Raw genomic sequence first — 21,213 nt, 5'->3', positions numbered from 1 at the left:
CCGTTTTTCTCCTAATTGCCGCCGTCGACAATGACGGTGCACAAATTGATAAGGAGAAACACCATGACCGACACACTGCAATCAGGCCGCAATCGCATTCAGTGGGCCAAAGCTCACATGCCCATTGTTGCTGCATTGGGACAAGAGTTTGCTAAGACTCGCCCTTTTGAGGGGCTAACTCTGGGCATCTGCCTGCATGTGGAAGCCAAGACTGGCGTCTGGCTGGAAGCGTTGACCAAGGGCGGCGCCAATGTGGTGATCACCGGCAGTCCAGGCACCACTCAAGATGACACCGCCGAAGCCATTCGTGCCGATTACGGTGTGCAGGTGCTTGGGCATCGCAACGAGACCTTTGATGACCACATAGAGCAGTGTCGTCAGGTACTTAGAGCCAAGCCGCAGCTGCTGTCTGATAATGGCGCTGACCTCCACAGCTTGCTGTTTAGTGAAGAGGAATTTGCAGATCAGATACCGCAAGTTATCGGTGCCACCGAGGAGACCACGACCGGAGCGACTCGCCTGCGGGAGTTGGCACCGCAGCAGAGCTTCCCCACCTTGGTGATCAACGACACCCAAGCCAAACGCATCGTAGAAAACCGTTATGGTGTAGGCAGTTCTGTGGTGGATGGCATTATGCGAGCCACCAATGTGATGCTACATGGTAAGCGTGTGGCGGTGATCGGTTATGGCTATTGTGGCAGCGGCGTGGCCATGCGCCTGCGAGGCATGGGGGCCCATGTAACCGTGGTGGAGCAGGATCCTTTGATTCGATTAGAAGCGCATATGGAAGGTTTTCCAACGGAGGATCTAGAACCCGCCATTGGCGATGCCGACATGGTGGTCACGGTGACTGGCTACGATGGCATTATCACTCGAGAACACTTCCCGCTGCTCAAACATGGCGTGATCTTGGCCAATGCCGGTCACTTTGCTACCGAGATGGAGCTGGACTATCTGCGCAGCGAAGCGACACAGGTTCGCCGCATTCGGGAGCAGGTGGAAGCGTTTGAGTTCCGCGGTAAGACTCTGTACCTACTCAGTGGCGGTAATCTGGTGAATCTGGCCGCAGGAGATGGCAACCCAGTGGAGATCATGGATCTGGGGCTCGCGCTGCAAGCGCTGAGTCTGGCGGCCATGGCCAAAAATGCCAGAGAATACGCCAATGCGCCTCAGCCGGTGCCAAGAGGTATTGAGATGCAGGTGGCTCGATTAGCGGTGGATCATTGGATTCGTAAAGGTCTCAGCTAACAACTCAAGCAATCGCTGCAAACGAAGCGGTTTATTGTGCTTGGCAGGGTAAACCGCCGACAGAGGCACTGGGTGTAGATAGCAATCTAAGTGGGCTTCCAGCGTGCCTTGAGCTAAGGCTTGTTGACACAAAAATGCCAAGGCGGTGGTGACCCCAACGCCGCTTTTGGCCAGTCGAAGTGCCATGGTTTCGCTGTCGGTTTCCATCACGAAGTTGGGTTTGACCAATATGGGCTGGCCATCTTGGTCGAGGAAATCCCAATTGTGGCCAGTTAAGCAGTGACGATAGTGGATGCAGCGATGCTGGGACAGGTCGCTGACTTGAGAGGGTATGCCCGCTTGCTGCCAATAGGTTGGGCTGGCCACCAGTTTGGTTTCCAGCTGGCATAGAGGGCGGCACACCATGGAGCTGTCCTCTAGGGTGCCAATGTAGAGGGCCAGATCGATGCCTCGGCCCACAAGGTCGTCTATCGACTCGCCAATCAACACCTCCAGTTTCACCCCAGGGTGTTGCAGCATCAACTTCGCCAGACAGTGGTGCAGTGGCTCGGCGTCCAGTACGGCGGGCACTTGAATCCGCAGCGTGCCACGGATCTCATTGGCCAGGTCCTGCATCTGTTTCTCGGTAGACTCGGCTTCGTCCAGCAGCGGCGCAATGCGCTCCAGCAGCCGCTGGCCTTCGTCGGTGAGTGATAACCTGCGGGTAGTTCGATTGAGTAGCCTGACTCCGTAGTGCTCCTCCAGTTGGCGTACGTGGCCGGAGACCAAGGCTCGAGACAGCTCCAATGATTCAGCGGCGGCGGCAAAGCTGCCCCGTTTGACCACGGTGCGAAAACTTAACCACTGATCGAAACGGGCTTTCATGCTCACTCTCCTTTGCAGGCCTTAAGCCGGTCGAAGGCCTCACCACTGGTCGGCACTGGCAGTTGGCGCTTGCCTGCGTAATAGCACTGAGAAAACAGCTGAAAATAGGCATCCAAGACTTCTGCGGCATGGGACTCTCCGGCCAGCTCCAACACCATAGCCGCCACTTCGGCGGTGGCCAGTTGGTGATCGTGGGCGGCTTCACGCAGCTTGTAATTGGAGAGGCGCTCTGGGTTGATGCTCAGTACCGGCATCTGCTGCAGATAGGGGCTCTTAAAGTAGATCTTACGTGCCTGAGCCCAAGTCGCATCTAGCAGGATAAACAGCGGCCGCTTGTCCTCTGGGCAAGGTCGGGGTGCTTCTACTACGGGCTGGTCTTCCACATAGGCTTCAGGAAATACCAGATAGGGTTGCCACTGTGGATCCGCCAAAAAGGCCAGCATCTCAGGATCTGGCTCGGTGCGATCCCAGGCAAAGGCGGCGGTTTGCGGCAGAATTTCGGCGATGATGCGACCGGTATTGGTGGGCTTCATCGGCTCTTTGCGATGCATGATCAGGCAGAAGGCCGCTTGCAGTTGCTGCGGCTGCTTGTAACTGCAGCAGCAGTGAGACTCAGCGATCTGGCAGCGGTCACAGCGCACCACGGTGGCACCACGAGACTGATAGGGTTTGCTGGACTCGGCAATTAGCCGAGTCCGCAGGGTGATAACGGCGTTGTCCATTATTGGCCAAACACCGGCAGCAGTTTCAATTTACTGGCGATTTCACACACCGCCACCGTTAGACCGAAACCGATAACCAGATAGATGCCTGCTTGACCGCCTGGCGCTTGGTAATCGCCTTGGCTGTCTAGGGTGCGCACGGTTTTGGCCATCAGGGCTGGCACGATGGCAGCCCACAGGGTTGCCGCCAAACCGGCGAAACCGATGGCGTAGATGAAGCCGTGGGGCCAAGCCAATGCCAATAGTAGGGGGGGCAGGAAGGTGATAACCGCCGTTTTGCTGCGTCCCGAAATGCTGTTGTCGAAGCCAAACAGGTCGGCAATGTAATCGAACAGCCCCAACGTCACGCCCAAGAAGGAGCTGGCCACAGCCAGGTTGGCAAACAGCGACAGAATGGTGCCCAGATTGCCGTTGTCGCTGCGCTCCAGCGCGGCCACCAGATCGCCCATGTTGCCACCGGCCTGAATTACCGGCAGCAGTTGCTGTTGGCTTAAGTTGCCGAAGCTCAGGGTCAGCCACAGTAGGTAGATGGTGAAGGCCAGACCGGTGCCGAGCAGTAGGGCCAGTGCAATGCGTTTAGGCTGCTTACCATAGTATTTCACCAGGCTAGGTACGTTGCCGTGGTAGCCGAAGGAGGCCAGCATGAAGGGCAGAGCTGCAAGGCCGAAGATGGCGTAACTTTGGCCATCGCTGTTCTCTGGCCATAGATTGGCGGCCTGAATGCTTGGGGCCAGATCCAAAGTGGAAGCGCCGAAGGTCAGAATCATGGCGCCAATCATGATGGTGCTGATGCGATCCACCGCTTTGGCACCCACAAACACGATGCTGGCCAGCACTAAGGCAAAGCACAGGGCGGCGACAGTACTGTTCATCTCGATGCCAAAGGCGCTGGCGGCACCGTGGCTGACGATGGAGCTGCCGCCACTGATGTAGGCGTAAGTCAGAATGTAGAGTACGAAGGCGATGGAGATGCCATTGGCCACACGCCAAGGGCGGCCTAGGGTTTCGCCAACCATGGTGTCAAAGCTGGCACCCACAGGAAAACGCAGGTTGGTTTCCAGTACGAATAGGCCAGAGAGCAGCATGCAGAGCCATGCGAAAGCCAACACCATGATGCTGTAGTTGAACCACATACCGGCAGCGGTAACGGGCAGGGAAAACATACCGGCACCTACGGTGGTGGCGGCGATGATCATGGCTCCGCCAAGTAGGCTAGGAGAGGCGTGTTGTTTCATGTGTTGTCCAAAAATTGTAAGGGCCCTTGCGGGCCCTTGAGTATCGATGCGTTATCCCACCTGACTGATGGAAGCTCGCATGCTGATGGGGAGTTGAGTCAGTACCAGTTGAGCCAATACCTTGATCTTATCGGTATCGGGTTCGTCGCCAATGCAGCCCATCTCCTTCAAACGTAAGGTTAGGGTGTTAAACACTTTCTTGTCGAAGAACTCCGGTGCGTTGGTGCCGTGCAGTTTGCACAGGCGCTCGGCCAGCTTGGTGGACTCCTTCTCCAGCGAACCACGCTCGATGGTCGGCTCCGCCTGCAGACGAGACAGTAAGATGGCATAACGCTGAAGGGTTTCCTGACTGATGGCGCCCAGTTGCATCAACATGTCGCGCTTGGCGTCGTTGACCTTGAGTTCGCCGTCAGATTCGGTCAATAGACCGTGGTTGATGAACTCGTTGAGCTGAGCGTGCAAGTACTCTTCCAACTGCTCTCCAAGACCCATAAACAGCTCAGCTTGCACCAGTGGATACAGGGTCTTAGCCTGTTCAATCAACTGTTCACGCTGATTACGTTTGTTGGTTAGCGCCAAGGAGGCCAACAAGCTCGGCAGAATCATCAAGTGCAAGATGTTGTTGCGGTAATAGGTCATGGTGACCGCTTGGTTATCAAAGATGCTGACGATCTGACCTAGGTCGTCGTCGGTCAGCTGGAATTTCTCCAGATCCAAGGCATCTTGCAGCACCGATTTACCATCGCCTTCAGTAAGCGTGGTGTAGGTGGTGTACGGCACCGATTGCAGCAGTTTCAGGTAAAGATCCAGCTGGTTCTCCAGTGCATGGCGGGACATGGCGTGATGTTGGGTTGCCAGCAAGGTGGTGGCCGTCAGAGTTACTGCACTGACCGCCGCCGCATCGTTGATGTTGCACATCAGCTCATGGGCGATGTCGTTCACCACTGGAGTTAACCAAGGCTGCTTCTGATCGCCATTCTCAGCGGTGTCTTCACGCCACTGCGGCACTTTGTCGTTCAAGAACTGATGCACGGTGATTGGCGCACCAAAGTTCACATAACCTTGACCATAGTTACGCAGCTTCTTGATGGCAGAGAATACTTGGAATACGCCTTCCTTCTCTTTCTTCTTACCTTTTAGCTCTTTGTGGTAAGTAGAGACCTCCATCACGTGGTCATAACCCAGGTAGATAGGCACCAAGGTAACTGGACGTTCGATGCCACGCATTACGGTCTGCAATGTCATGGCGATCATGCCGGTTTTAGGTGGCAGCAGACGGCCAGTGCGGGAGCGGCCGCCTTCGCAGAAGTATTCGATGGAGTAGCCCCGTGCGAACAGCTGATGCAGGTATTCACGGAACACCTCGGCGTACAGCTTGTTGCCTTTAAAGGAGCGACGAATGAAGAACGCGCCCCCTTTGCGGAAAATGGGACCCGCTGGCCAGAAGTTCAGGTTTACCCCAGCTGCGATGTGCGGTGGCACCATCCCTTGTTGATAGATGATGTAGGACAGCAGCAGGTAATCCATGTGGCTACGATGGCAAGGAACGAACACGATCTCGTGGCCATCTTGAGACAGGCGGCGAACCTCTTCGGCGCCCCGCACGTTGATGCCCTTATAGATCTTGTTCCATAACCAAGCCAGGATACGTTCACCGACACGGATCAAGTTGCTGGAGTAGGCGGCCGCAATCTCATCCAGATATTCGGTGGCTTTCTCTCTGGCTTTGTCTTCGCTGATCTCTTTGGATTTGGCTTCTTCAGCAATGGCTTTTTTGATGGCGTCAGAGGCTAATAGGCTGTGGAACAGAGCTTGACGGTCCGGCAGTTTCGGGCCAGTAGCAACTGTGTGCTGGCGGCCAAAGTGCACTCGAGCCACCCGCGCCAACTTGTGTGCGATGCTGTCGTCGGTGCCGTGGCGATCCGCCATATAACGCAGAGATACCGGGCGAGAGAAGCGCACAAAGCTGTCGCGGCCCAGCATCATCATAATAAAGAATTTTCGCAGCCAGGTTGGGTAGTCTTTATTGAGTAGCGTTGCACTTACGCTCTCATCTTTACCTGGGTCGCGGCCCCACATCAGGGCAACGGGCACCACCTGGATATCCAGTTCGGTGTGTCGTTGATGCAGAGACAGCAGCTGTTCGAAGCGCTGCAGGAAATCGGTTTTTTTGCGTTTGCCGATCAGCGGGGTTGCGCCATTGAGGAACACCACGCGGCTGACGGTTTCGCCTTCCACTTGCAGAGGCTCAAGCGGGCTTGGAAGCCCAGCATTTAGGCAGGCTTCATGGAGTGCCAGTAGATCAGAATGGGACTCGTGGTTAAGCACGTACACCACTGGGCGCTCGAGGTCGATGTCGAGTTCACCAATGGGATCGGCTGGCACCAATCGGCTGTTTACCACCGGCTTTTGCAGCCAGCGGGCACCCTTCATCCAGGGTGATAGATAGTCTTGGGTCACCGTAGTCTTCACTTATGGTTCTGTAATTGTCGTTGATAATACACCGAAACCCCACAGTTCGGCACCTTAGAGGTGCGCAGATTTTAGCAGTGATCTCGGTTCGAATGCCCCAGCGAGTGAAATTGGTGCATCGATTTGGCATGTCATTCTTGTGATTCAGCTTTATCTAGACACTCGCAAACAAAATAAGTTGTTGAAATTATCACCGGCCTGTATATACTCACAGTGGTACTGTATAGATAAACAGGTAAAGATATGAAGCCGTTAACCCCAAGGCAAACTCAAGTTCTGGAACTTATCCGTAACCACATGGCTGAGACTGGCATGCCGCCAACTCGTGCTGAGATTGCCAAGCAGTTGGGGTTTCGTAGTGCCAACGCCGCCGAAGAGCATCTAAAAGCGTTAGCTCGGAAAGAAGTAATCGAGATCGTTCCTGGTACCTCTCGCGGCATTCGTTTGTTGGATACCGGCCCTGAGCCTGAGCAACTGGGCTTGCCTCTGATTGGTCAGGTTGCAGCGGGTGAGCCAATTTTGGCTCAACAGCACGTTGAACAACATTGCCAGCTTGATCCCAGCATGTTTAGCCCTAATGCCGACTATTTACTGCGTGTTCGCGGCGATTCGATGATCGATATTGGCATCATGGATGGCGATCTACTGGCGGTACACAGTCAGAAAGAGGCACGAAACGGTCAGGTTGTGGTAGCGCGCGTAGGCGATGACGTTACCGTTAAGCGTTTTGAACGCAACGGCGACACCGTGTTGTTGCACGCCGAGAACAGTGAGTATCAACCGATTCGGGTTGATCTGGAGCAGGAACCTCTCACCATTGAAGGTTTGGCGGTAGGGGTGATACGTAATGGAGGATTGCATTAATGAAAGTGCAGCATGGAGCGCAGTTTCGTCACCCTGGCCTGTGGCAAGGCAACTGGCAATCTGAGTCAAAGCTGACTCGATTTGACAGCAGCTTGAGCACGCTGAAATCTTTGGCTTCCAGTCTGGCGGAGCTGAGTCAGCAACAGCGTTGGTTGGTGTTGGTAAACCCACCTCGCAGTGGTTGGAAAGCGATTCTAGAAGAAGCGGGTGTGGCCATGGATCGTCTGTTGATCGTGCGCTGCCAAGACGAATTGGAAGGCCAGTGGGCGGTAGAGCAAGCGTTGGCCGGTCGTACTGCCAGTGCGGTGCTTGCTTGGTTGCCTAAGCTGGAAGAGCGCGACTGGCGTCGACTGAATCTAGCCAGTAAGAAGGCGCAATGCCGTGGGTACCTGTTTCAGCAACCTAAGCCTTCCCAGTCACTTACCCATGCAATTATCCCTGCTCATCGCAGCAATTGGATTCATTAAACCTAGATAAAGGGCGATCTTCTGAAATATTTGCAGGTAGATCGCCAATATGAATTCCATTCAATCTGATTTGTCTTTTTTATTAGGCGTTTTTAGATTTTTCAGCCAATAGTTAAGTAAAGCGCACTGCGGATCTATTCCAGACTAAGTTAGTTGGTATTTTGGGTTGAATCAGATTCTTGATCTTGATCAATCTAAATTTAGTCTTTAGGTTAAGAAAACAGACGATCGAAGAATCGTTGTATCAATTTCATCAATGGTTGGAACGCAACTCCGTTTAGCCACAATGAAGTGAGATACAAGGCTGCTGTAACCTCGGGATAAGCCGTTTCCGTAGTTTGCCCAAACCGAATAAATAAGGGGAGGGGAGCTTCATAGGGCTGAGAATTACTGTGCTGCTCTTCTCTGGATATTGCGTTACGCAATACACAGAGGAGCCGTTGTTGTGAGAAGTTTGTATCTACTGGTGATAGGTTTGCTTATCCCAGTCTGGGTGCACGCCGATGTGTCGGATTTTAATCTGACCCCGGGTGTTACCGACATCAGTCAGCAGGTCTACGGCCTGCACATGACCATTTTCTACATCTGCTGTGGTATTGCGGCTGTGGTGTTTGGGATCATGCTGTATTCGCTGATCAAACATCGTAAGTCCAAAGGCGCAGTTCCTGCCAATTTCCATGAAAGCACCAAGGTTGAGATCCTGTGGACGGTGATCCCGTTCCTGATTTTGATTGTGATGGCAGTGCCAGCCACCAAAACCCTAGTGGCCATGGAAGATCCTAGCCAATCGGAGCTCACCATTCAGGTGACGGGCTCTCAATGGAAGTGGCACTACAAGTATTTTGACAAGGGCGTTGAGTTTTTCAGCTTACTGTCCACTCCCCAAGCTCAAATCAAAGACGCGGAAGCCAAAGGCGAGAACTACCTGCTTGAGGTGGATAAGCCTTTGGTTATTCCAGCCAATCGCAAAGTGCGCTTCTTGATGACTTCCGATGACGTTATCCACTCTTGGTGGGTGCCAGCGTTTGCGGTAAAGAAAGACGCCAACCCAGGCTTTATCAACGAAGCTTGGACCAAGGTGGATAAACCGGGCACTTACCGAGGCCAATGTGCGGAGCTGTGCGGTAAAGACCATGGCTTCATGCCCGTGGTGGTTGAAGTCCTTGCTGAAGCGGATTTCGACAATTGGCTGGCAGATCAGCAGCAAGCGGCTGCCGAAGCGGAGGCGGCTGCAAATGCGTCCCTCAACGAGACGCTCACCATGGAAGAGTCGATGACTCTGGGTGAATCGGTTTACAACGCCCGCTGCGCCGCCTGCCACATGCCAAACGGCATGGGGTTGCCTGGTGTATTTCCTGGCCTGAAAGACAGCCCCATCGCTAAGGGTGACATTGCCGCTCACATCGACATCGTGGTGAACGGTAAGCCTGGCACGGCCATGCAGGCGTTTGCGGCTCAGCTGACGCCTAAAGAGATCGCAGCGGTGGTGACCTATGAGCGAAATGCGTGGGGCAACAACATGGGAGACATCGCTCAACCTGCGGATGTTGCCGGCGGTGGATCTAGTTCTGAACCTAATCAGGCTGAGGCCAAAACCGCGGTTGAAGCAGTGGCGGTCGCTGAAGAGACAATCGAAGCGAAAGCTGCTGCACCTGAAGCATCTCAAGAACCTTTGACCATGGAGACCGCCATGGCGGAGGGTCAGCTGGTCTACAACACCTATTGCGGTGCTTGCCACATGCCAACCGGCATGGGGCTGCCACCGACGTTCCCCGCGCTGAAAGACAGCCCAATGGTGAAAGGGGAGGTCGCTGCCCACATCGACATTGTTCTTAATGGCAAAGCTGGAACTGCGATGCAAGGATTCTCAGCTCAATTGTCGGAGCGACAGTTGGCTGCGGTCATCACCTACGAGCGAAACGCCTGGGATAACAACACCGGCGATCTAGTTACCACGGCGGACGTTGCCGCCTCTAAGGGACAGTGAGGCAGCCATGACAACAGTTAGAGATCATCAGGCCGATGTCGGCCACATCGAAACTCCGGCTCATGATCACCATCATGCGCCTCAAAAAGGCTTAAAGCGTTGGCTGTTGACCACCAACCATAAAGAGATTGGCTCTTTGTATCTGTGGTTCAGCTTCATCATGTTCCTCGTTGGCGGCGCCATGGCCATGGTGATCCGTGCGGAGCTGTTTGAGCCAGGATTGCAGCTGGTTGAGCCGAATTTTTTCAATCAGATGACCACGGTACACGGGCTAATCATGGTATTTGGTGCGGTAATGCCCGCCTTTACTGGATTGGCTAACTGGATGATTCCAATGATGATTGGCGCGCCAGATATGGCACTGCCTCGACTCAATAACTGGAGCTTCTGGATTCTGCCGTTTGCTTTCGCCATGTTACTGGGCAGTCTGTTTATGGAGGGAGGCGGTCCTGCTTTTGGTTGGACCTTCTATGCGCCTCTATCCACCACCTACAGTGGTGACTCCACCGCCCTATTCGTGTTCTCGGTCCACATCATGGGGATCAGCTCCATCATGGGCGCCATCAACGTGATTGTGACCATCATGAACCTACGAGCGCCGGGCATGACCTACATGAAGATGCCGCTGTTCGTCTGGACCTGGTTGATCACCGCTTTTCTATTGATTGCGGTGATGCCAGTACTTGCCGGCGCGGTAACCATGGTGCTGACCGATAAGTACTTTGCCACCAGCTTCTTTGATGCCGCCGGTGGCGGTGACCCGGTGATGTTCCAGCACATCTTCTGGTTCTTTGGTCACCCTGAGGTGTACATCATGATCTTGCCAGCGTTTGGCATTATCTCAGCCATTGTGCCGGCATTCAGTCGTAAGAAGCTGTTTGGGTATGCCTCCATGGTGTACGCCACGGCCTCCATTGCCCTGTTGTCATTCCTAGTGTGGGCCCACCACATGTTCACCACAGGGATGCCGGTTGCCGCCGAGTTGTTCTTTATGTACTGCACCATGCTGATTTCGGTGCCGACTGGGGTGAAGGTATTTAACTGGGTAGCCACCATGTGGCGTGGTTCCATCAGCTTTGAAGCCCCGATGATGTTCGCCTTGGCTTTCATCGTGCTGTTTACCATTGGTGGCTTGTCGGGCTTGATGCTGGCAATTACCCCTGTGGATTTCCAGTACCACGACACCTATTTTGTGGTGGCTCACTTCCACTACGTGTTGGTGACTGGAGCGGTGTTCTCCATCATGGCGGGAGCGTACTACTGGTTGCCGAAATGGACCGGTCACATGTACAGCGAAACGTTGGCGAAGTGGCACTTCTGGTGCTCGATTATCTCGGTCAACGTGCTGTTCTTCCCAATGCACTTCTTAGGCTTAGCGGGAATGCCGCGCCGTATTCCTGATTACGCGCTGCAGTTTGCTGATATCAACCAAATTGTCTCCATCGGTGGGTTCGCCTTTGGTTTGTCGCAACTCATCTTCCTCGCCTTGGTGATCAAGTGCATTCGCGGTGGTGAGAAAGCGCAAGCCAAACCTTGGGACGGGGCGGAAGGCTTGGAGTGGACCGTGGCGTCGCCAGCGCCGCTGCATACCTTCGATACCCCGCCTGAGGTGAAATAATGAGCGGCCCTGCGCAGCCGTCTAAGCCAAAAGACGCCAACAGTAGGCTAGTAAAACGCCTGCTGTTGGTGACGTTGGCGATGTTTGGTTTTGGTTTTGCTCTAGTGCCTTTATACGACGTGTTTTGTGAAGTTACTGGCATCAATGGCAAAACCAGCACCACCGCCGCCAGTCAAAGCGGCGAAGTCGATCGCCAGAGATTGGTGACGGTGGAGTTTGTCACTTCTGTGCACAGCAATATGCCTTGGAAGTTTGAGCCTCAGGTTAATCGCATTCAGGTGCATCCGGGTGAAACCAAACAGGTGGCGTTTCTGGCACAGAACCGTTCTCAACAAGACATTATTGGTCAGGCGGTGCCTTCGGTTTCTCCGGGAACCGGCGCGCTGTATTTCTCCAAGATAGAGTGTTTTTGTTTTAACCATCAGCCCCTTAAAGGTGGCGAATCGGTAGAGATGCCGCTGCTGTTCTATCTGGATCCGGCGCTGCCGGAAGAGATTCACACCTTGACCCTGTCATACACCCTCTACAACGTCACTGACAAAGTCAGTGCTAAAGAGGCGACTTCAGAACTTGATAAGGAATTATCAGAATGAAGCATGAAAAATATTACGTTCCTGAGCAGAGCTATTGGCCCATTGTTGGTGCCATCGGTCTGTTTCTCATTGCATTGGGTGCTGGCAATTACGTCGGTGGCTTGAAAAGTGGTGATACCGGCATCTTTGGCTACGTGCTGCTGTCTGGCATTGCGGTCATCGTGGTGATGGTGGTGGGTTGGTTTAAGAACGTCATCGACGAATCGATGGCGGGCATGTACTCCAAGCAGATGGATCGTTCTTTCCGTCAGGGCATGTCCTGGTTCATCTTCTCGGAGGTGATGTTCTTTGGCGCCTTCTTTGGGGCGCTGTTCTACGCACGTATGGTGGCGGTGCCTTGGCTCGGTGGTGAAGGCAACAATGCCATGACCAGCGAAGTGCTATGGCCCGGCTTCGAAGCGATTTGGCCCTTGGTGGTAACGCCTTCGGGACAAACTACCGAAGCCATGGGCTGGCAGGGTCTACCTCTCTATAACACCCTGATTCTGCTTACCTCATCCATCACGCTGCACTTTGCTCATGTGGGTTTGGAGCAGGACAAGCGCCAGCAATTGAAGCTGTGGTTAGGGGCAACTATTGTGCTTGGCTTAGGCTTCTTGGTGCTTCAGGTTGAGGAGTACGTTCACGCCTATCAAGAGATGAACCTGACTTTAAGCTCCGGCATCTATGGCAATACCTTCTTCCTGTTGACCGGTTTTCACGGCCTGCACGTAACCTTGGGCACCATCATGTTGATTGTGATGTTTTTCCGAGTGATGAAAGGCCACTTTACGCCGCAGCAGCATTTTGGTTTTCAGGCCAGCAGTTGGTATTGGCACTTTGTGGATGTGGTGTGGCTGCTGCTGTTTATTTTTGTCTACATCCTTTAGAAGTTAGTACGGACGGGGGTTTGGGGTGATCCAGCCTGCAGCCATGGCGATCAGCAACAGGATGATGATCATGGCGGATAGCCCAACCCTGCGGCCGAGATAGTGGCTCATGGGGCGCGCGTTGTCGCCCTCTTTGAGCATCATCACTAGGGCTCGACCCAGATTAAAAATGATCACCAATAATAGGCCGACAATAACGAGTTTGAAGAGCAAAGGCATGGCTGTCCCTCATGAGTGTTCGTGAGTGATTAGGCTCAATTCCGGTACAGCAGAGGTGGCATTGAAACGGTTAGGGTTAGTGTTCATTACTGTGATGGGATTTGCCCTGCTGGTCAAGTTAGGCCTGTGGCAGTTAAGCCGTGGCGAAGAGAAGCTGGCGTTAATGCAGCAACTCGAGATGCAGGGACAGCAGCAACTGAGTTGGACCGAGTTGCTATTGCAAGCCGATGCCGACCTAGCAGGAACTCGATTGGTGACTAAGGTAACGTCCCAGCCGCAGCAGAGCCTGTTACTGGATAATCGCACCTTTGAGGGCAAGGTGGGTTATCAGTGGTTACTGCCGGTAGAGGTGGCTCCAGGACAGCCTTGGTTGTTGTTAGAACTCGGGTTTGTGGCTGCGGGTAACGACCGTCGAGTGTTACCGGATTTGCCCGAAGTTGCGGACAAATTGGCGATCGAAGGGCGCTTGTATCGTCCCGGTGTTAACCCATTATCCAGCTCGTTGCTGGAGGAGAACCTATCTGGGGCCACCCGTATTCAAGCGGTGAATTTTACTGAGCTGGAAGCGCAACTTGGGCAGCGGATACTGCCGTGGTTGGTGATGGTTGAGGAGCCTGCTCAGCTTGGCTTTCCTCGACGTTGGCAGCCCATAAGCCTGAGCCCTGAGAAGCATCAAGGCTATGCCTTGCAGTGGTTTGGCTTGGCCATCGCGTGGTTGGTGATTGCGGCGATATTAATTCGCCGCAGTGTTTGCGAACCACAAACCGAAACGGGGCGTTGAGATTAGCAACAGTCCTCAAAAGTGAATGAATAGAAGTGAGCAGTCTCTCCTAGCGGTAATGGGGGAGGAACTTGAAATTGCGTTTGGCTGCACGCCTGCGCACCTCATCAGAGAGGAGCAACCATGAACTCCCGCAACCGCTATACCTTACTGATCTTATCTGGGGTCTTTATCGCACCGGTGCTACTGGCGTACCTGTATCTGTCTCAAGGTTGGTACCAAGGCGGCGTGACCAACAAAGGCACACTGCTTGCCAATACCAACTATCACACCTTTAACCAAGCCAATCCCGCCGAGCAACACTGGCAGTTGCTCACCTTACTGCCAAGTGATTGTCGCCAAGTCTGTGAAGACACCTTGACCGCCATGCAGCAAACCCTATTGGCTCTGGGGCGTGAACAGGATCGCTTAGTACCAGTGGTGTTTCATGAGCAACAGGTTGATACCAAGCTAGAGCAGCACCTGTCGGCACGCCGATTCGAATTTGAAGTGGCGAATGGGGCGACGGCGACGGCGCTGGCACCCTACAACTTGGTGATCGTCGACCCCATGGGGCAGTGGGTGATGGCCTATCCCCTAGTGGAAGACAAAGAGCAGCAGATTCTACAAGCCAAAGACGTGCTGGCGGATCTGCGTAAGCTGCTTAAGCTGTCTCGAATCGGGTAGGGGGTGAAGATGAAACCTTGGTTTGCCTCAATAAATGGTTGGATTGTGGCCACCATGACCCTCGCGTTGCTGGTGATTGTGGTTGGTGCGTTTACTCGGCTTACGGATGCGGGGCTGGGCTGTCCGGATTGGCCTGGCTGTTACGGTTATGCAACGCCGATACAGGCAAAGGCCAATCAAGCGGTTGCCGAAGCGCGTTTTCCCGAGCGGCCTCTGGAGGTTGCCAAAGCGTGGGCAGAGATGGGGCACAGATACATCGCTTCTATCCTAGGTCTGCTGATCATCATCATTGCCGTCAAAAGTTGGTCTACGCCTCAGCGCGGCCATGGCTTAGCCCTGTTTGCTTTGGTGCTGTTTCAGGGGGCGCTGGGGATGTGGACCGTAACCTTGAATTTAATGCCAGTTATCGTCATGGGGCACCTGCTCGGCGGTTTCTCCCTCTTTTGCCTATTGGGGCTATTGTGGCTACGCCGTCAATCTTTACCTCGGCTTGGTTTTCTGGGCAGCCGATTGGCCGTCGTGGCCCTGTTGGCGTTGGTTGTTCAGATCGCCCTTGGAGGCTGGACCTCTGCCAATTACGCAGCCCTGGCTTGTACGGAATTCCCCCTGTGTGAACCCGGCTGGCAGGAACGCTTGGACTTCGCCGCCGGCTTTCAGCCCATACAACCGCCGGCGCACAGTTATGAGTTCGGCACTTTAGATTGGGCGGCGCGGATGACCATCCATGTGAGTCATCGCATCTGGGCGGTGGTCACCGCTCTGCTGCTGCTGACTTTGGCCTTTAAGTTATGGCGACATCAACGTCAGTTGGCAGGTGCACTGGCCCTGTTAACCCTAGTTCAGGTTGGGCTGGGCTTAGCCAACGTAGTTTGGCAACTGCCGCTGGCCATCGCTGTGGCCCACAATGGCGTAGCGGCATTGTTGTTGCTGACGACGGTGGCGGTTAACTATCGAATTTGGGTGTCTGTGTCTGAAACCAGCGCACAGCTTAAGGAGGCAGAATGTTAAGAACTACAACCATAAAGCCCAGCGGCTCACGAGCTCAGGCGGCACAAATTTCTGCTCACTCTAGTGTGGAAACTGCAGCCACATGGCGAGATTACCTTGAGATGACTAAGCCCAAGGTGGTGCTGCTGATGCTGGTAACCGCCTTAGTGGGGATGGCATTGGCGTCCCCAGGTTGGATCGACCCCGTGGTGTTGATTGCTGGCCTGACGGGAATCGGGTTAATGGCAGGAGCCGCGGCGGCGGTAAATCACCTTCTGGATCGCCGTATCGATACCATCATGGCTCGCACTCACAATCGCCCCGTAGCCACTGGGCGAGTGACGCCGCTGCAGGGCGGGGTGTTTGCCTTTGTGATTGGCACCTTGGGGTTTGTGATGCTCTATGGGCTGATCAATCCTCTGACGGCTTGGCTAACGTTCGCCAGCTTGGTGGGATATGCCCTGATCTACACCGGATTTTTAAAGCGAGCGACACCACAGAATATCGTGATTGGTGGTCTGGCTGGGGCGATGCCGCCACTGCTGGGCTGGACCAGTGTCACTGGGGATTTCCATGGTAACGGCTTGCTGCTGGTGATCATCATTTTTACCTGGACACCCCCCCACTTTTGGGCGTTGGCGGTGCACCGTAAGGCGGAGTACGCCAAAGCCGATATCCCCATGCTGCCGGTTACCCATGGCGAGGAGTACACCAAAACCTCGATTTTGCTGTACAGCTTGCTGCTGGTGATTGCCTGCATGCTGCCGGTGTTGGTGGGCATGAGTGGGGCGCTGTACCTGTTTGGTTCCACGGTACTGAGTTTGTGGTTTGTGGTGAAAGCGTGGCAGCTAAAGTTCGCCCCAAAATCTAAGTCAGCCATTAATCTATTCCTGTTCTCCATTTGGCAGCTTTTGGCGTTGTTTGTGCTGCTGTTGGTGGATCACTATCTGCCGTTTAACCCGCAAATCGGAGCCTCCCTATGGTAAATCTCCGTTGGTTGTATGCTCTGGTGGCCGTAGCGGCGTTGGCCACCGGCATGACATTGTCATTGTCCAGCAGCGAGCAGCCCAAGGTGTCGGCGTTGTGGCTGCCAGAGCCTAGGCTCATTAAAGACTTTCAGTTGGTGGATGAGCAGGGACAGGCGTTTACCCAAGCCCAATTAACTGGGCAGTGGACGCTGCTATTTATGGGCTTTACCTCCTGTCCGGATGTGTGCCCATCGACGTTGGCGCGTTTAACGTCCATCTACCCGGCGGTTTCAAAAGATATGCCTGTACAGGTGGTGTTGCTGTCGGTGGATCCGCAGCGAGACCAGGGCCAAAAGCTGAAGGATTACATTCAGTATTTTAATCCGGAGTTTAAAGCGGTGACTGGGGAGCATGCGCAGTTGTATGCCTTGAGCCGGAACTTGGGGTTGGTGTACGCCATGGTGGATCTGCCCGATGGGCAGGGCTACAGCGTCGACCACAGTGCTGACATTGTGCTGATCAACCCCCAAGGTCAGTTGGAGGCGATCTTCCGCCCGCAAGGGGAGCCGGGAGAGCTCAGGTTGGTGTCGGTGGCACAGATGAAACAAGACCTTCCTATCATTGCCGATTACCGCAGCTACTAACCGAGTGATTGAATTCTGCTCTTTAAGCTGATTCACTGGCGATTGGATGCTTAAGTGATCAGGGACGAGGAATGAAGAGATTGAGAGTGGCAGCCATGCTGGCGGTCATGTCGTTGTGGTTAACGGGCTGCGCTAATATGGTGGCGGATCGTCTGTTGGCGTTTGACTCTCTCGAGGTGAGCGCCGAAGACCAACAGCAATTGATTAAAGATGGCTTTAAGACCGGCCGATTTTGTTATCAATCTCAATGCCTCGCCTATCTAGAAGGTCAGCCGATTAAGGCAAACAAGCTCAATGCTGAGTGGGAGATCTTTGGCAAGCTATTCCAGCTCAACCTCAAACGTGAACAGGTGACTTCGCAACAGGGCACCGTCGTCATGATTCATGGTTATCGCATGAATAAGGAGACCATGGCTGTCAATGCGCTGTATTGGCGCTTCCTTGGTTATCGGGTGCTGCTGCCGGATCTTCAAGGTCATGGTGGCGCCACCGATGAGTTCAGTTTTGGGGTGCGAGACGGTGAGCTACTGGACGCATGGCTTAACCGCCACAACCCGAAGCAGCCACTATTGGTCATCGGTAATTCGATGGGCGCTATAGCCGCGGTGAATTTGGTCAAGCGTCGTGATGATGTCAGCGGGCTGATACTACAAGCGCCAATGATGGGGCTCGGTGATTCCTTGGTCGCTTTTCCTAAACCTTGGTACTTAAGTTGGGTGCCAGAAGGCGATCTGCGCCAGGGGGCACAATTGGCTTTGGCGCGGTTGCAGCTTGAAGAATCCCAAGTCGACGCCACCGCTCAGCTCTCCAGTTTGACCCTGCCGATTTTGGTTCTGGCTTCTGATGGCGATGACGTTTCACCCTATGCCAAAGCGGCGCCCCTCAGTTCGGATCAGGTACAGGTGGTTAACCTCCCCGGTTTGTTGCACCCTCAAGTTGGGATCATCGGCAACGACGAGCATCAGTTGCTGCAAGGCTGGTTGCAAACGGCAATTAAACTATGACTAGTCACAGTTGCGGAAAAGTTATGTGATAGCTCACGGCGAGTATCATTCGGGAATCTTATACTGGTTTTGGATTTTCTAGAGACACATTCAAAGCCATGAGTACCAGCTACCTTCAACTAGATAACGATGGCATCACTCCTCAGGGTGGGGAACGGGTCAAACAGTTACAAGCCCTGTTTGACTCTTTGGTGCGCCAATATCAGTTTGATGGTGGCATCTACATTGTTTCGTTAAGTAAACAGGTCAATGTCAGAGACTCTCTGCTCTACAAGCCGGTTTCTAAAAAACGCTCTCACCAGCGGCACAACTTCCTGTTTTCCAACTCCAGTATGAGACGACTCAGGCATGAGTTTGCCAGTTCCTGCATTGAAGTTGAGCCCAACATGCGGGCTTACTTGGATAATGACTCGGTGATCTTCAGTTACGAAGGTGACGATGAAGCCTGCCGGCATTGCCGTACTATTTTGGATAAATATGGCGTCAGAAGCCGATTTTTCTTCCGCTATCGCGATCCCGAGTATTCGGAGTTCACGGCAGAATTTTTCCTGATGAGTGACCGCCATCCAGACGAATTGAGTCAAGCGGTGTCCACTTTTAAGCAGGAGTTGATTGAGCGTCTTGAGAACTTTCATAAGGTATTGTTTGCCAGTCGTATTGTTCCTGATATCAACCCATTGGTTGGTTTAGGATTGGTTAATGATAAGGGACGGCAGGTTTTGCAGTTGGTCGCCGATGGCCATGCGCGCTCTGAAATTGCTTCCATGCTGTTTTTGACGGAACGAGGAGTGGACTACCACCTTAATAAATTGAAGGTGCTGTTCAATGCGAAGAATAATGCCCAGTTGGTGGCCTATGCCTACAAGTATAAGGTGCTGGCATAAAGGCGGTGCTGGCTTATTTGAAGGGCGTTTAAACGCAACCGAGATCGATTGTGGAATCCGCCCTTAAGCGTATGCTTAGGGGCGGATTTTTTTGGTTATGGATTCGCGTGACAGGTCATACAGGAGTATGGATCTGGGAAGGTCTTTGACATACTCCAATCAGAGTTCGTGCCGCTTTGGACGCCGGATTCTGGGTAAGATGCTGCGTTACCTGATTTATCTCGGGTCATGGTGTTGGTTTTCGAGCCATGATTGAAGTAGACATCCTCTGGCAGTTCGCCATCCACGTAAGCTTGATGCATATCGTCCAGTTTGCTGTTTACGGTGCGTTTTGCAAAGGCGTCGCCGTGGAAGTCTGGGGTTTTTGAATTGGAGTGACACCAGAAACAGCGTGCGCTGGCGCCGTGCCCTTTCGGGGCGCCGTTGCTGCCGTGGCAGGTGGCACAGAAGTAGGCTTGAGGTTCATCAAAGCCATCGACGCTGTTGATCGGCAGTGGGGCACCGTTTTTGTGGCCGGTGTCTGCATCGTGACACAACATGCAGTCAGCTTTGCCCCAGCCATAATGGGTTGGAGTCAAAATGGTGGCTGAATCACTGGCTGTTTCAGCAACTAATTTTTCTAGGCTGACACTGTCGCCTTGCCCAAAGTCATAGTCTTTACTGCCATCATTACCGTTATACTCTTCCATGCCCCATTGAGGGTAGTGGCTTCCCCACACCGCTTGGGCAAACTGCTTTGGATAATTCATGACGTAGACGTCAGTCATCAGGTGCAGTACGTTGGCGCCGAAGCCAAATTGGTAGTCTGCCAAACACTCATCAATGGGGAAGTCGCTGCTGCTGGCGGAAGCGCCGGTTTGATCCCAATTACATTGAGGCAAGGCGTTTAGCTTATTGCCGTAATCTTTGCCGATTTCGTCCTCACCTATCAGCATCATCCAACCCTGACCTGAAGAAGAGGTGTCGCCCTCAATTTCATTGATTGAGTATGAGTAAACTGACGCGCCAGTATCCAGAGTGGGCCAATAGCTTAGTTTAATGTCGTAACCTTGGTCGATGGCGGACATAAACAGATCGACACCAGTGATCACACCGGGCTGGAACACATCTGGGCGAAGGTTATGGGCAGTCACCTCTAGGTTTTCAACTAGGTTGTGCATGCCGCCAGCCTTTGGTACCACCCGAAGTTGTTCGAGCAGGTACTTGCCCCCTTGAGCGGCCAAGCGTTCAACTTCCTTTTGCCAGATGTACTGTCGGCGTTTGGTGGTGACTTCATAGAAGGGTTGGAAGCGAATCACCATATCATCCTGGGCCCACATCTCATCCATTCGCAGATAGGTGGCTTCGCCGTCGGGCTCGCCAATGGCACGCATGAAATCACCACCGCTGGTTTTGAAGCGGAAATACCAATTGGATGACTGTGAGTATTCGCCATCATTGGTGAAGTCACCGTCACCGTTGATGTCTTGTGACAGCACAAATTCGGTGGTTTTGTACTTGGACTCGGTATAGGGCGTCACTGACTCAAATCTTAGGCTGTCGTCGCTATAGACCATGTATCTTAATAGGTCGAAGACGCTGTATTGCCCTTGCACAAATACATCGGGTCGAGTGCTGTATTGTCCTAAGCCATCGGGGTTTTGAGCCAGAAATTCAACCACGAGTTTCGATGAGATATTTTGGTAATCAATGCTTGGGTTGACGATGCCCGCGGCTTCGGCATCCCAGACGGTGATGCGACCGTCATTGTCAGCGTCATAGTCGGGTTTAGGGCTACCATCTTCAAAGGAGGCAATGTCTCTGGACCACGGTTTGATCTTGTCGTCGAAGCGGCCAAAAACCACTTTGTGTGTGCGTATTGTTTTAGGTTGATGATCCACGTCCATTACGACGTACTTTTCGAGTGGATAGCCTGAGTCAGGGGTTGGGGTTTCCACTGAGTTATCGCTGTCACTGCCACAGCCCGACAGGGACAGGGTGAGGGCGGTGGCAATTGCCAAGGGGGTTAATTTCACGTTTCATCTCCGATTCGATTTATCGATGGTAAAACTCATTTAAGAGGGCGAGTTTCAACCGCTAAAGTGTGAAATTGACGGCTTGGAAAAGCAGGTGTCACTACTC

The 21,213-nt window shown here is 53.4% G+C and carries 20 protein-coding genes; 14 read left to right on the top strand and 6 right to left on the bottom strand.

The features are described from left to right. The first annotated feature begins 63 nt into the window (after window positions 1-63). A complete protein-coding gene (locus FCL42_RS08615) occupies window positions 64-1,248 on the top strand; it encodes an adenosylhomocysteinase (RefSeq protein ID WP_136862993.1) in 1,185 nt (394 codons plus the stop codon). Here FCL42_RS08615 and FCL42_RS08610 read toward each other — a convergent pair. From FCL42_RS08610 to plsB, 4 genes are read right to left on the bottom strand one after another with little or no spacing between them, the layout of a single operon-like run. Further along, window positions 1,210-2,112 (bottom strand): LysR family transcriptional regulator, encoded by a 903-nt coding sequence (locus tag FCL42_RS08610; RefSeq protein ID WP_136862992.1) that lies wholly within the window; start codon window positions 2,110-2,112, stop codon window positions 1,210-1,212. The two genes, FCL42_RS08615 and FCL42_RS08610, sit on opposite strands and share 39 nt — an antisense overlap. 2 nt (window positions 2,113-2,114) lie before the next feature. Then, entirely contained in the window at window positions 2,115-2,834 is a 720-nt protein-coding gene (locus tag FCL42_RS08605) for a tRNA-uridine aminocarboxypropyltransferase (RefSeq protein ID WP_136862991.1), read from the bottom strand. Beyond that, on the bottom strand, window positions 2,834-4,069 hold the full coding sequence (locus FCL42_RS08600) for an aromatic amino acid transporter (protein ID WP_136862990.1): 1,236 nt from the start codon (window positions 4,067-4,069) through the stop codon (window positions 2,834-2,836). Before FCL42_RS08600 ends, FCL42_RS08605 begins: the two co-directional genes overlap by 1 nt. Window positions 4,070-4,120: 51 nt before the next feature. Next, on the bottom strand, window positions 4,121-6,502 hold the full coding sequence (plsB, locus tag FCL42_RS08595) for a glycerol-3-phosphate 1-O-acyltransferase PlsB (protein ID WP_136863050.1): 2,382 nt from the start codon (window positions 6,500-6,502) through the stop codon (window positions 4,121-4,123). Between the two features lie 282 nt (window positions 6,503-6,784). Between plsB and lexA the strand changes: the two genes are divergently transcribed. The 6 genes from lexA to FCL42_RS08565 all read left to right on the top strand — a co-directional run bounded on the left by lexA (window position 6,785) and on the right by FCL42_RS08565 (window position 12,939). Next, window positions 6,785-7,405, top strand: a complete 621-nt coding sequence (lexA, locus tag FCL42_RS08590; RefSeq protein ID WP_136862989.1) for a transcriptional repressor LexA — start codon at window positions 6,785-6,787, stop codon at window positions 7,403-7,405. Continuing rightward, window positions 7,405-7,872 carry a SulA-like leucine-rich domain-containing protein gene (locus FCL42_RS08585; RefSeq protein ID WP_136862988.1) on the top strand — a complete coding sequence of 156 codons (468 nt, stop codon included), beginning with the start codon at window positions 7,405-7,407 and terminating at the stop codon, window positions 7,870-7,872. The genes lexA and FCL42_RS08585 overlap by 1 nt, the downstream gene beginning before the upstream one ends. 445 nt (window positions 7,873-8,317) lie before the next feature. Continuing rightward, window positions 8,318-9,859 carry a cytochrome c oxidase subunit II gene (coxB, locus tag FCL42_RS08580; RefSeq protein ID WP_229359815.1) on the top strand — a complete coding sequence of 514 codons (1,542 nt, stop codon included), beginning with the start codon at window positions 8,318-8,320 and terminating at the stop codon, window positions 9,857-9,859. Window positions 9,860-9,866: 7 nt separating this feature from the next. Then, complete coding sequence (ctaD, locus tag FCL42_RS08575; protein ID WP_136862987.1) at window positions 9,867-11,477, top strand: cytochrome c oxidase subunit I; 1,611 nt, start codon at window positions 9,867-9,869, stop codon at window positions 11,475-11,477. Then, entirely contained in the window at window positions 11,477-12,070 is a 594-nt protein-coding gene (locus FCL42_RS08570) for a cytochrome c oxidase assembly protein (RefSeq protein ID WP_136862986.1), read from the top strand. Before ctaD ends, FCL42_RS08570 begins: the two co-directional genes overlap by 1 nt. After that, window positions 12,061-12,939 carry a cytochrome c oxidase subunit 3 gene (locus tag FCL42_RS08565; protein ID WP_136862985.1) on the top strand — a complete coding sequence of 293 codons (879 nt, stop codon included), beginning with the start codon at window positions 12,061-12,063 and terminating at the stop codon, window positions 12,937-12,939. The genes FCL42_RS08570 and FCL42_RS08565 overlap by 10 nt, the downstream gene beginning before the upstream one ends. A gap of 3 nt (window positions 12,940-12,942) precedes the next feature. Here FCL42_RS08565 and FCL42_RS08560 read toward each other — a convergent pair whose 3' ends face one another. Then, entirely contained in the window at window positions 12,943-13,158 is a 216-nt protein-coding gene (locus FCL42_RS08560; protein WP_136862984.1) for a DUF2909 domain-containing protein, read from the bottom strand. A gap of 25 nt (window positions 13,159-13,183) precedes the next feature. Between FCL42_RS08560 and FCL42_RS08555 the strand changes: the two genes are divergently transcribed. The 7 genes from FCL42_RS08555 to FCL42_RS08525 all read left to right on the top strand — a co-directional run bounded on the left by FCL42_RS08555 (window position 13,184) and on the right by FCL42_RS08525 (window position 19,092). After that, window positions 13,184-13,939 carry an SURF1 family protein gene (locus FCL42_RS08555; protein ID WP_136862983.1) on the top strand — a complete coding sequence of 252 codons (756 nt, stop codon included), beginning with the start codon at window positions 13,184-13,186 and terminating at the stop codon, window positions 13,937-13,939. 123 nt (window positions 13,940-14,062) lie between these two features. Beyond that, window positions 14,063-14,605, top strand: coding sequence for a hypothetical protein (locus FCL42_RS08550; RefSeq protein WP_136862982.1), 543 nt, complete (start codon window positions 14,063-14,065; stop codon window positions 14,603-14,605). 9 nt (window positions 14,606-14,614) lie between these two features. Continuing rightward, window positions 14,615-15,613: a COX15/CtaA family protein gene (locus FCL42_RS08545; RefSeq protein WP_229359814.1), complete on the top strand. Its 999-nt coding sequence runs from the start codon at window positions 14,615-14,617 to the stop codon at window positions 15,611-15,613. Then, window positions 15,607-16,578: a heme o synthase gene (gene cyoE / locus FCL42_RS08540; protein ID WP_136862981.1), complete on the top strand. Its 972-nt coding sequence runs from the start codon at window positions 15,607-15,609 to the stop codon at window positions 16,576-16,578. Before FCL42_RS08545 ends, cyoE begins: the two co-directional genes overlap by 7 nt. Continuing rightward, the gene (locus tag FCL42_RS08535) at window positions 16,572-17,204 is read left to right on the top strand and encodes an SCO family protein (RefSeq protein WP_136862980.1); all 633 of its coding nucleotides are present in this window, start codon (window positions 16,572-16,574) and stop codon (window positions 17,202-17,204) included. The genes cyoE and FCL42_RS08535 overlap by 7 nt, the downstream gene beginning before the upstream one ends. A 71-nt stretch (window positions 17,205-17,275) precedes the next feature. Beyond that, on the top strand, window positions 17,276-18,208 hold the full coding sequence (locus tag FCL42_RS08530; protein ID WP_136862979.1) for an alpha/beta hydrolase: 933 nt from the start codon (window positions 17,276-17,278) through the stop codon (window positions 18,206-18,208). 98 nt (window positions 18,209-18,306) lie between these two features. Further along, a complete protein-coding gene (locus FCL42_RS08525) occupies window positions 18,307-19,092 on the top strand; it encodes a helix-turn-helix transcriptional regulator (protein WP_136862978.1) in 786 nt (261 codons plus the stop codon). A gap of 95 nt (window positions 19,093-19,187) precedes the next feature. On the opposite strand, the gene FCL42_RS08520 is transcribed toward FCL42_RS08525, so the two are convergent. Beyond that, the gene (locus FCL42_RS08520) at window positions 19,188-21,107 is read right to left on the bottom strand and encodes a hypothetical protein (RefSeq protein WP_136862977.1); all 1,920 of its coding nucleotides are present in this window, start codon (window positions 21,105-21,107) and stop codon (window positions 19,188-19,190) included. Window positions 21,108-21,213: the final 106 nt, after the last annotated feature.

The organism is Ferrimonas aestuarii, assembly GCF_005116665.1.
Taxonomy (GTDB): Bacteria; Pseudomonadota; Gammaproteobacteria; order Enterobacterales; family Shewanellaceae; genus Ferrimonas; species Ferrimonas aestuarii.
The sequence above is the reverse complement of the archived record's forward strand: the minus strand, read 5'-3'. Positions and strand labels throughout refer to the sequence as shown.

Bases quoted from the DNA above. Each gene is read 5' to 3' on its own strand.
- FCL42_RS08560 (WP_136862984.1), bottom strand. From the start codon at position 13,158: ATGCCTTTGCTCTTCAAACTCGTTATTGTCGGCCTATTATTGGTGATC.
- plsB (WP_136863050.1), bottom strand. From the start codon at position 6,502: ATGAAGGGTGCCCGCTGGCTGCAAAAGCCGGTGGTAAACAGCCGATTG.
- FCL42_RS08535 (WP_136862980.1), top strand. From the start codon at position 16,572: ATGGTAAATCTCCGTTGGTTGTATGCTCTGGTGGCCGTAGCGGCGTTG.
- FCL42_RS08615 (WP_136862993.1), top strand. From the start codon at position 64: ATGACCGACACACTGCAATCAGGCCGCAATCGCATTCAGTGGGCCAAA.
- FCL42_RS08530 (WP_136862979.1), top strand. From the start codon at position 17,276: ATGAAGAGATTGAGAGTGGCAGCCATGCTGGCGGTCATGTCGTTGTGG.
- cyoE (WP_136862981.1), top strand. From the start codon at position 15,607: ATGTTAAGAACTACAACCATAAAGCCCAGCGGCTCACGAGCTCAGGCG.
- lexA (WP_136862989.1), top strand. From the start codon at position 6,785: ATGAAGCCGTTAACCCCAAGGCAAACTCAAGTTCTGGAACTTATCCGT.
- FCL42_RS08545 (WP_229359814.1), top strand. From the start codon at position 14,615: ATGAAACCTTGGTTTGCCTCAATAAATGGTTGGATTGTGGCCACCATG.
- FCL42_RS08600 (WP_136862990.1), bottom strand. From the start codon at position 4,069: ATGAAACAACACGCCTCTCCTAGCCTACTTGGCGGAGCCATGATCATC.
- FCL42_RS08610 (WP_136862992.1), bottom strand. From the start codon at position 2,112: ATGAAAGCCCGTTTCGATCAGTGGTTAAGTTTTCGCACCGTGGTCAAA.
- FCL42_RS08570 (WP_136862986.1), top strand. From the start codon at position 11,477: ATGAGCGGCCCTGCGCAGCCGTCTAAGCCAAAAGACGCCAACAGTAGG.
- FCL42_RS08525 (WP_136862978.1), top strand. From the start codon at position 18,307: ATGAGTACCAGCTACCTTCAACTAGATAACGATGGCATCACTCCTCAG.
- FCL42_RS08550 (WP_136862982.1), top strand. From the start codon at position 14,063: ATGAACTCCCGCAACCGCTATACCTTACTGATCTTATCTGGGGTCTTT.
- FCL42_RS08585 (WP_136862988.1), top strand. From the start codon at position 7,405: ATGAAAGTGCAGCATGGAGCGCAGTTTCGTCACCCTGGCCTGTGGCAA.
- ctaD (WP_136862987.1), top strand. From the start codon at position 9,867: ATGACAACAGTTAGAGATCATCAGGCCGATGTCGGCCACATCGAAACT.
- FCL42_RS08605 (WP_136862991.1), bottom strand. From the start codon at position 2,834: ATGGACAACGCCGTTATCACCCTGCGGACTCGGCTAATTGCCGAGTCC.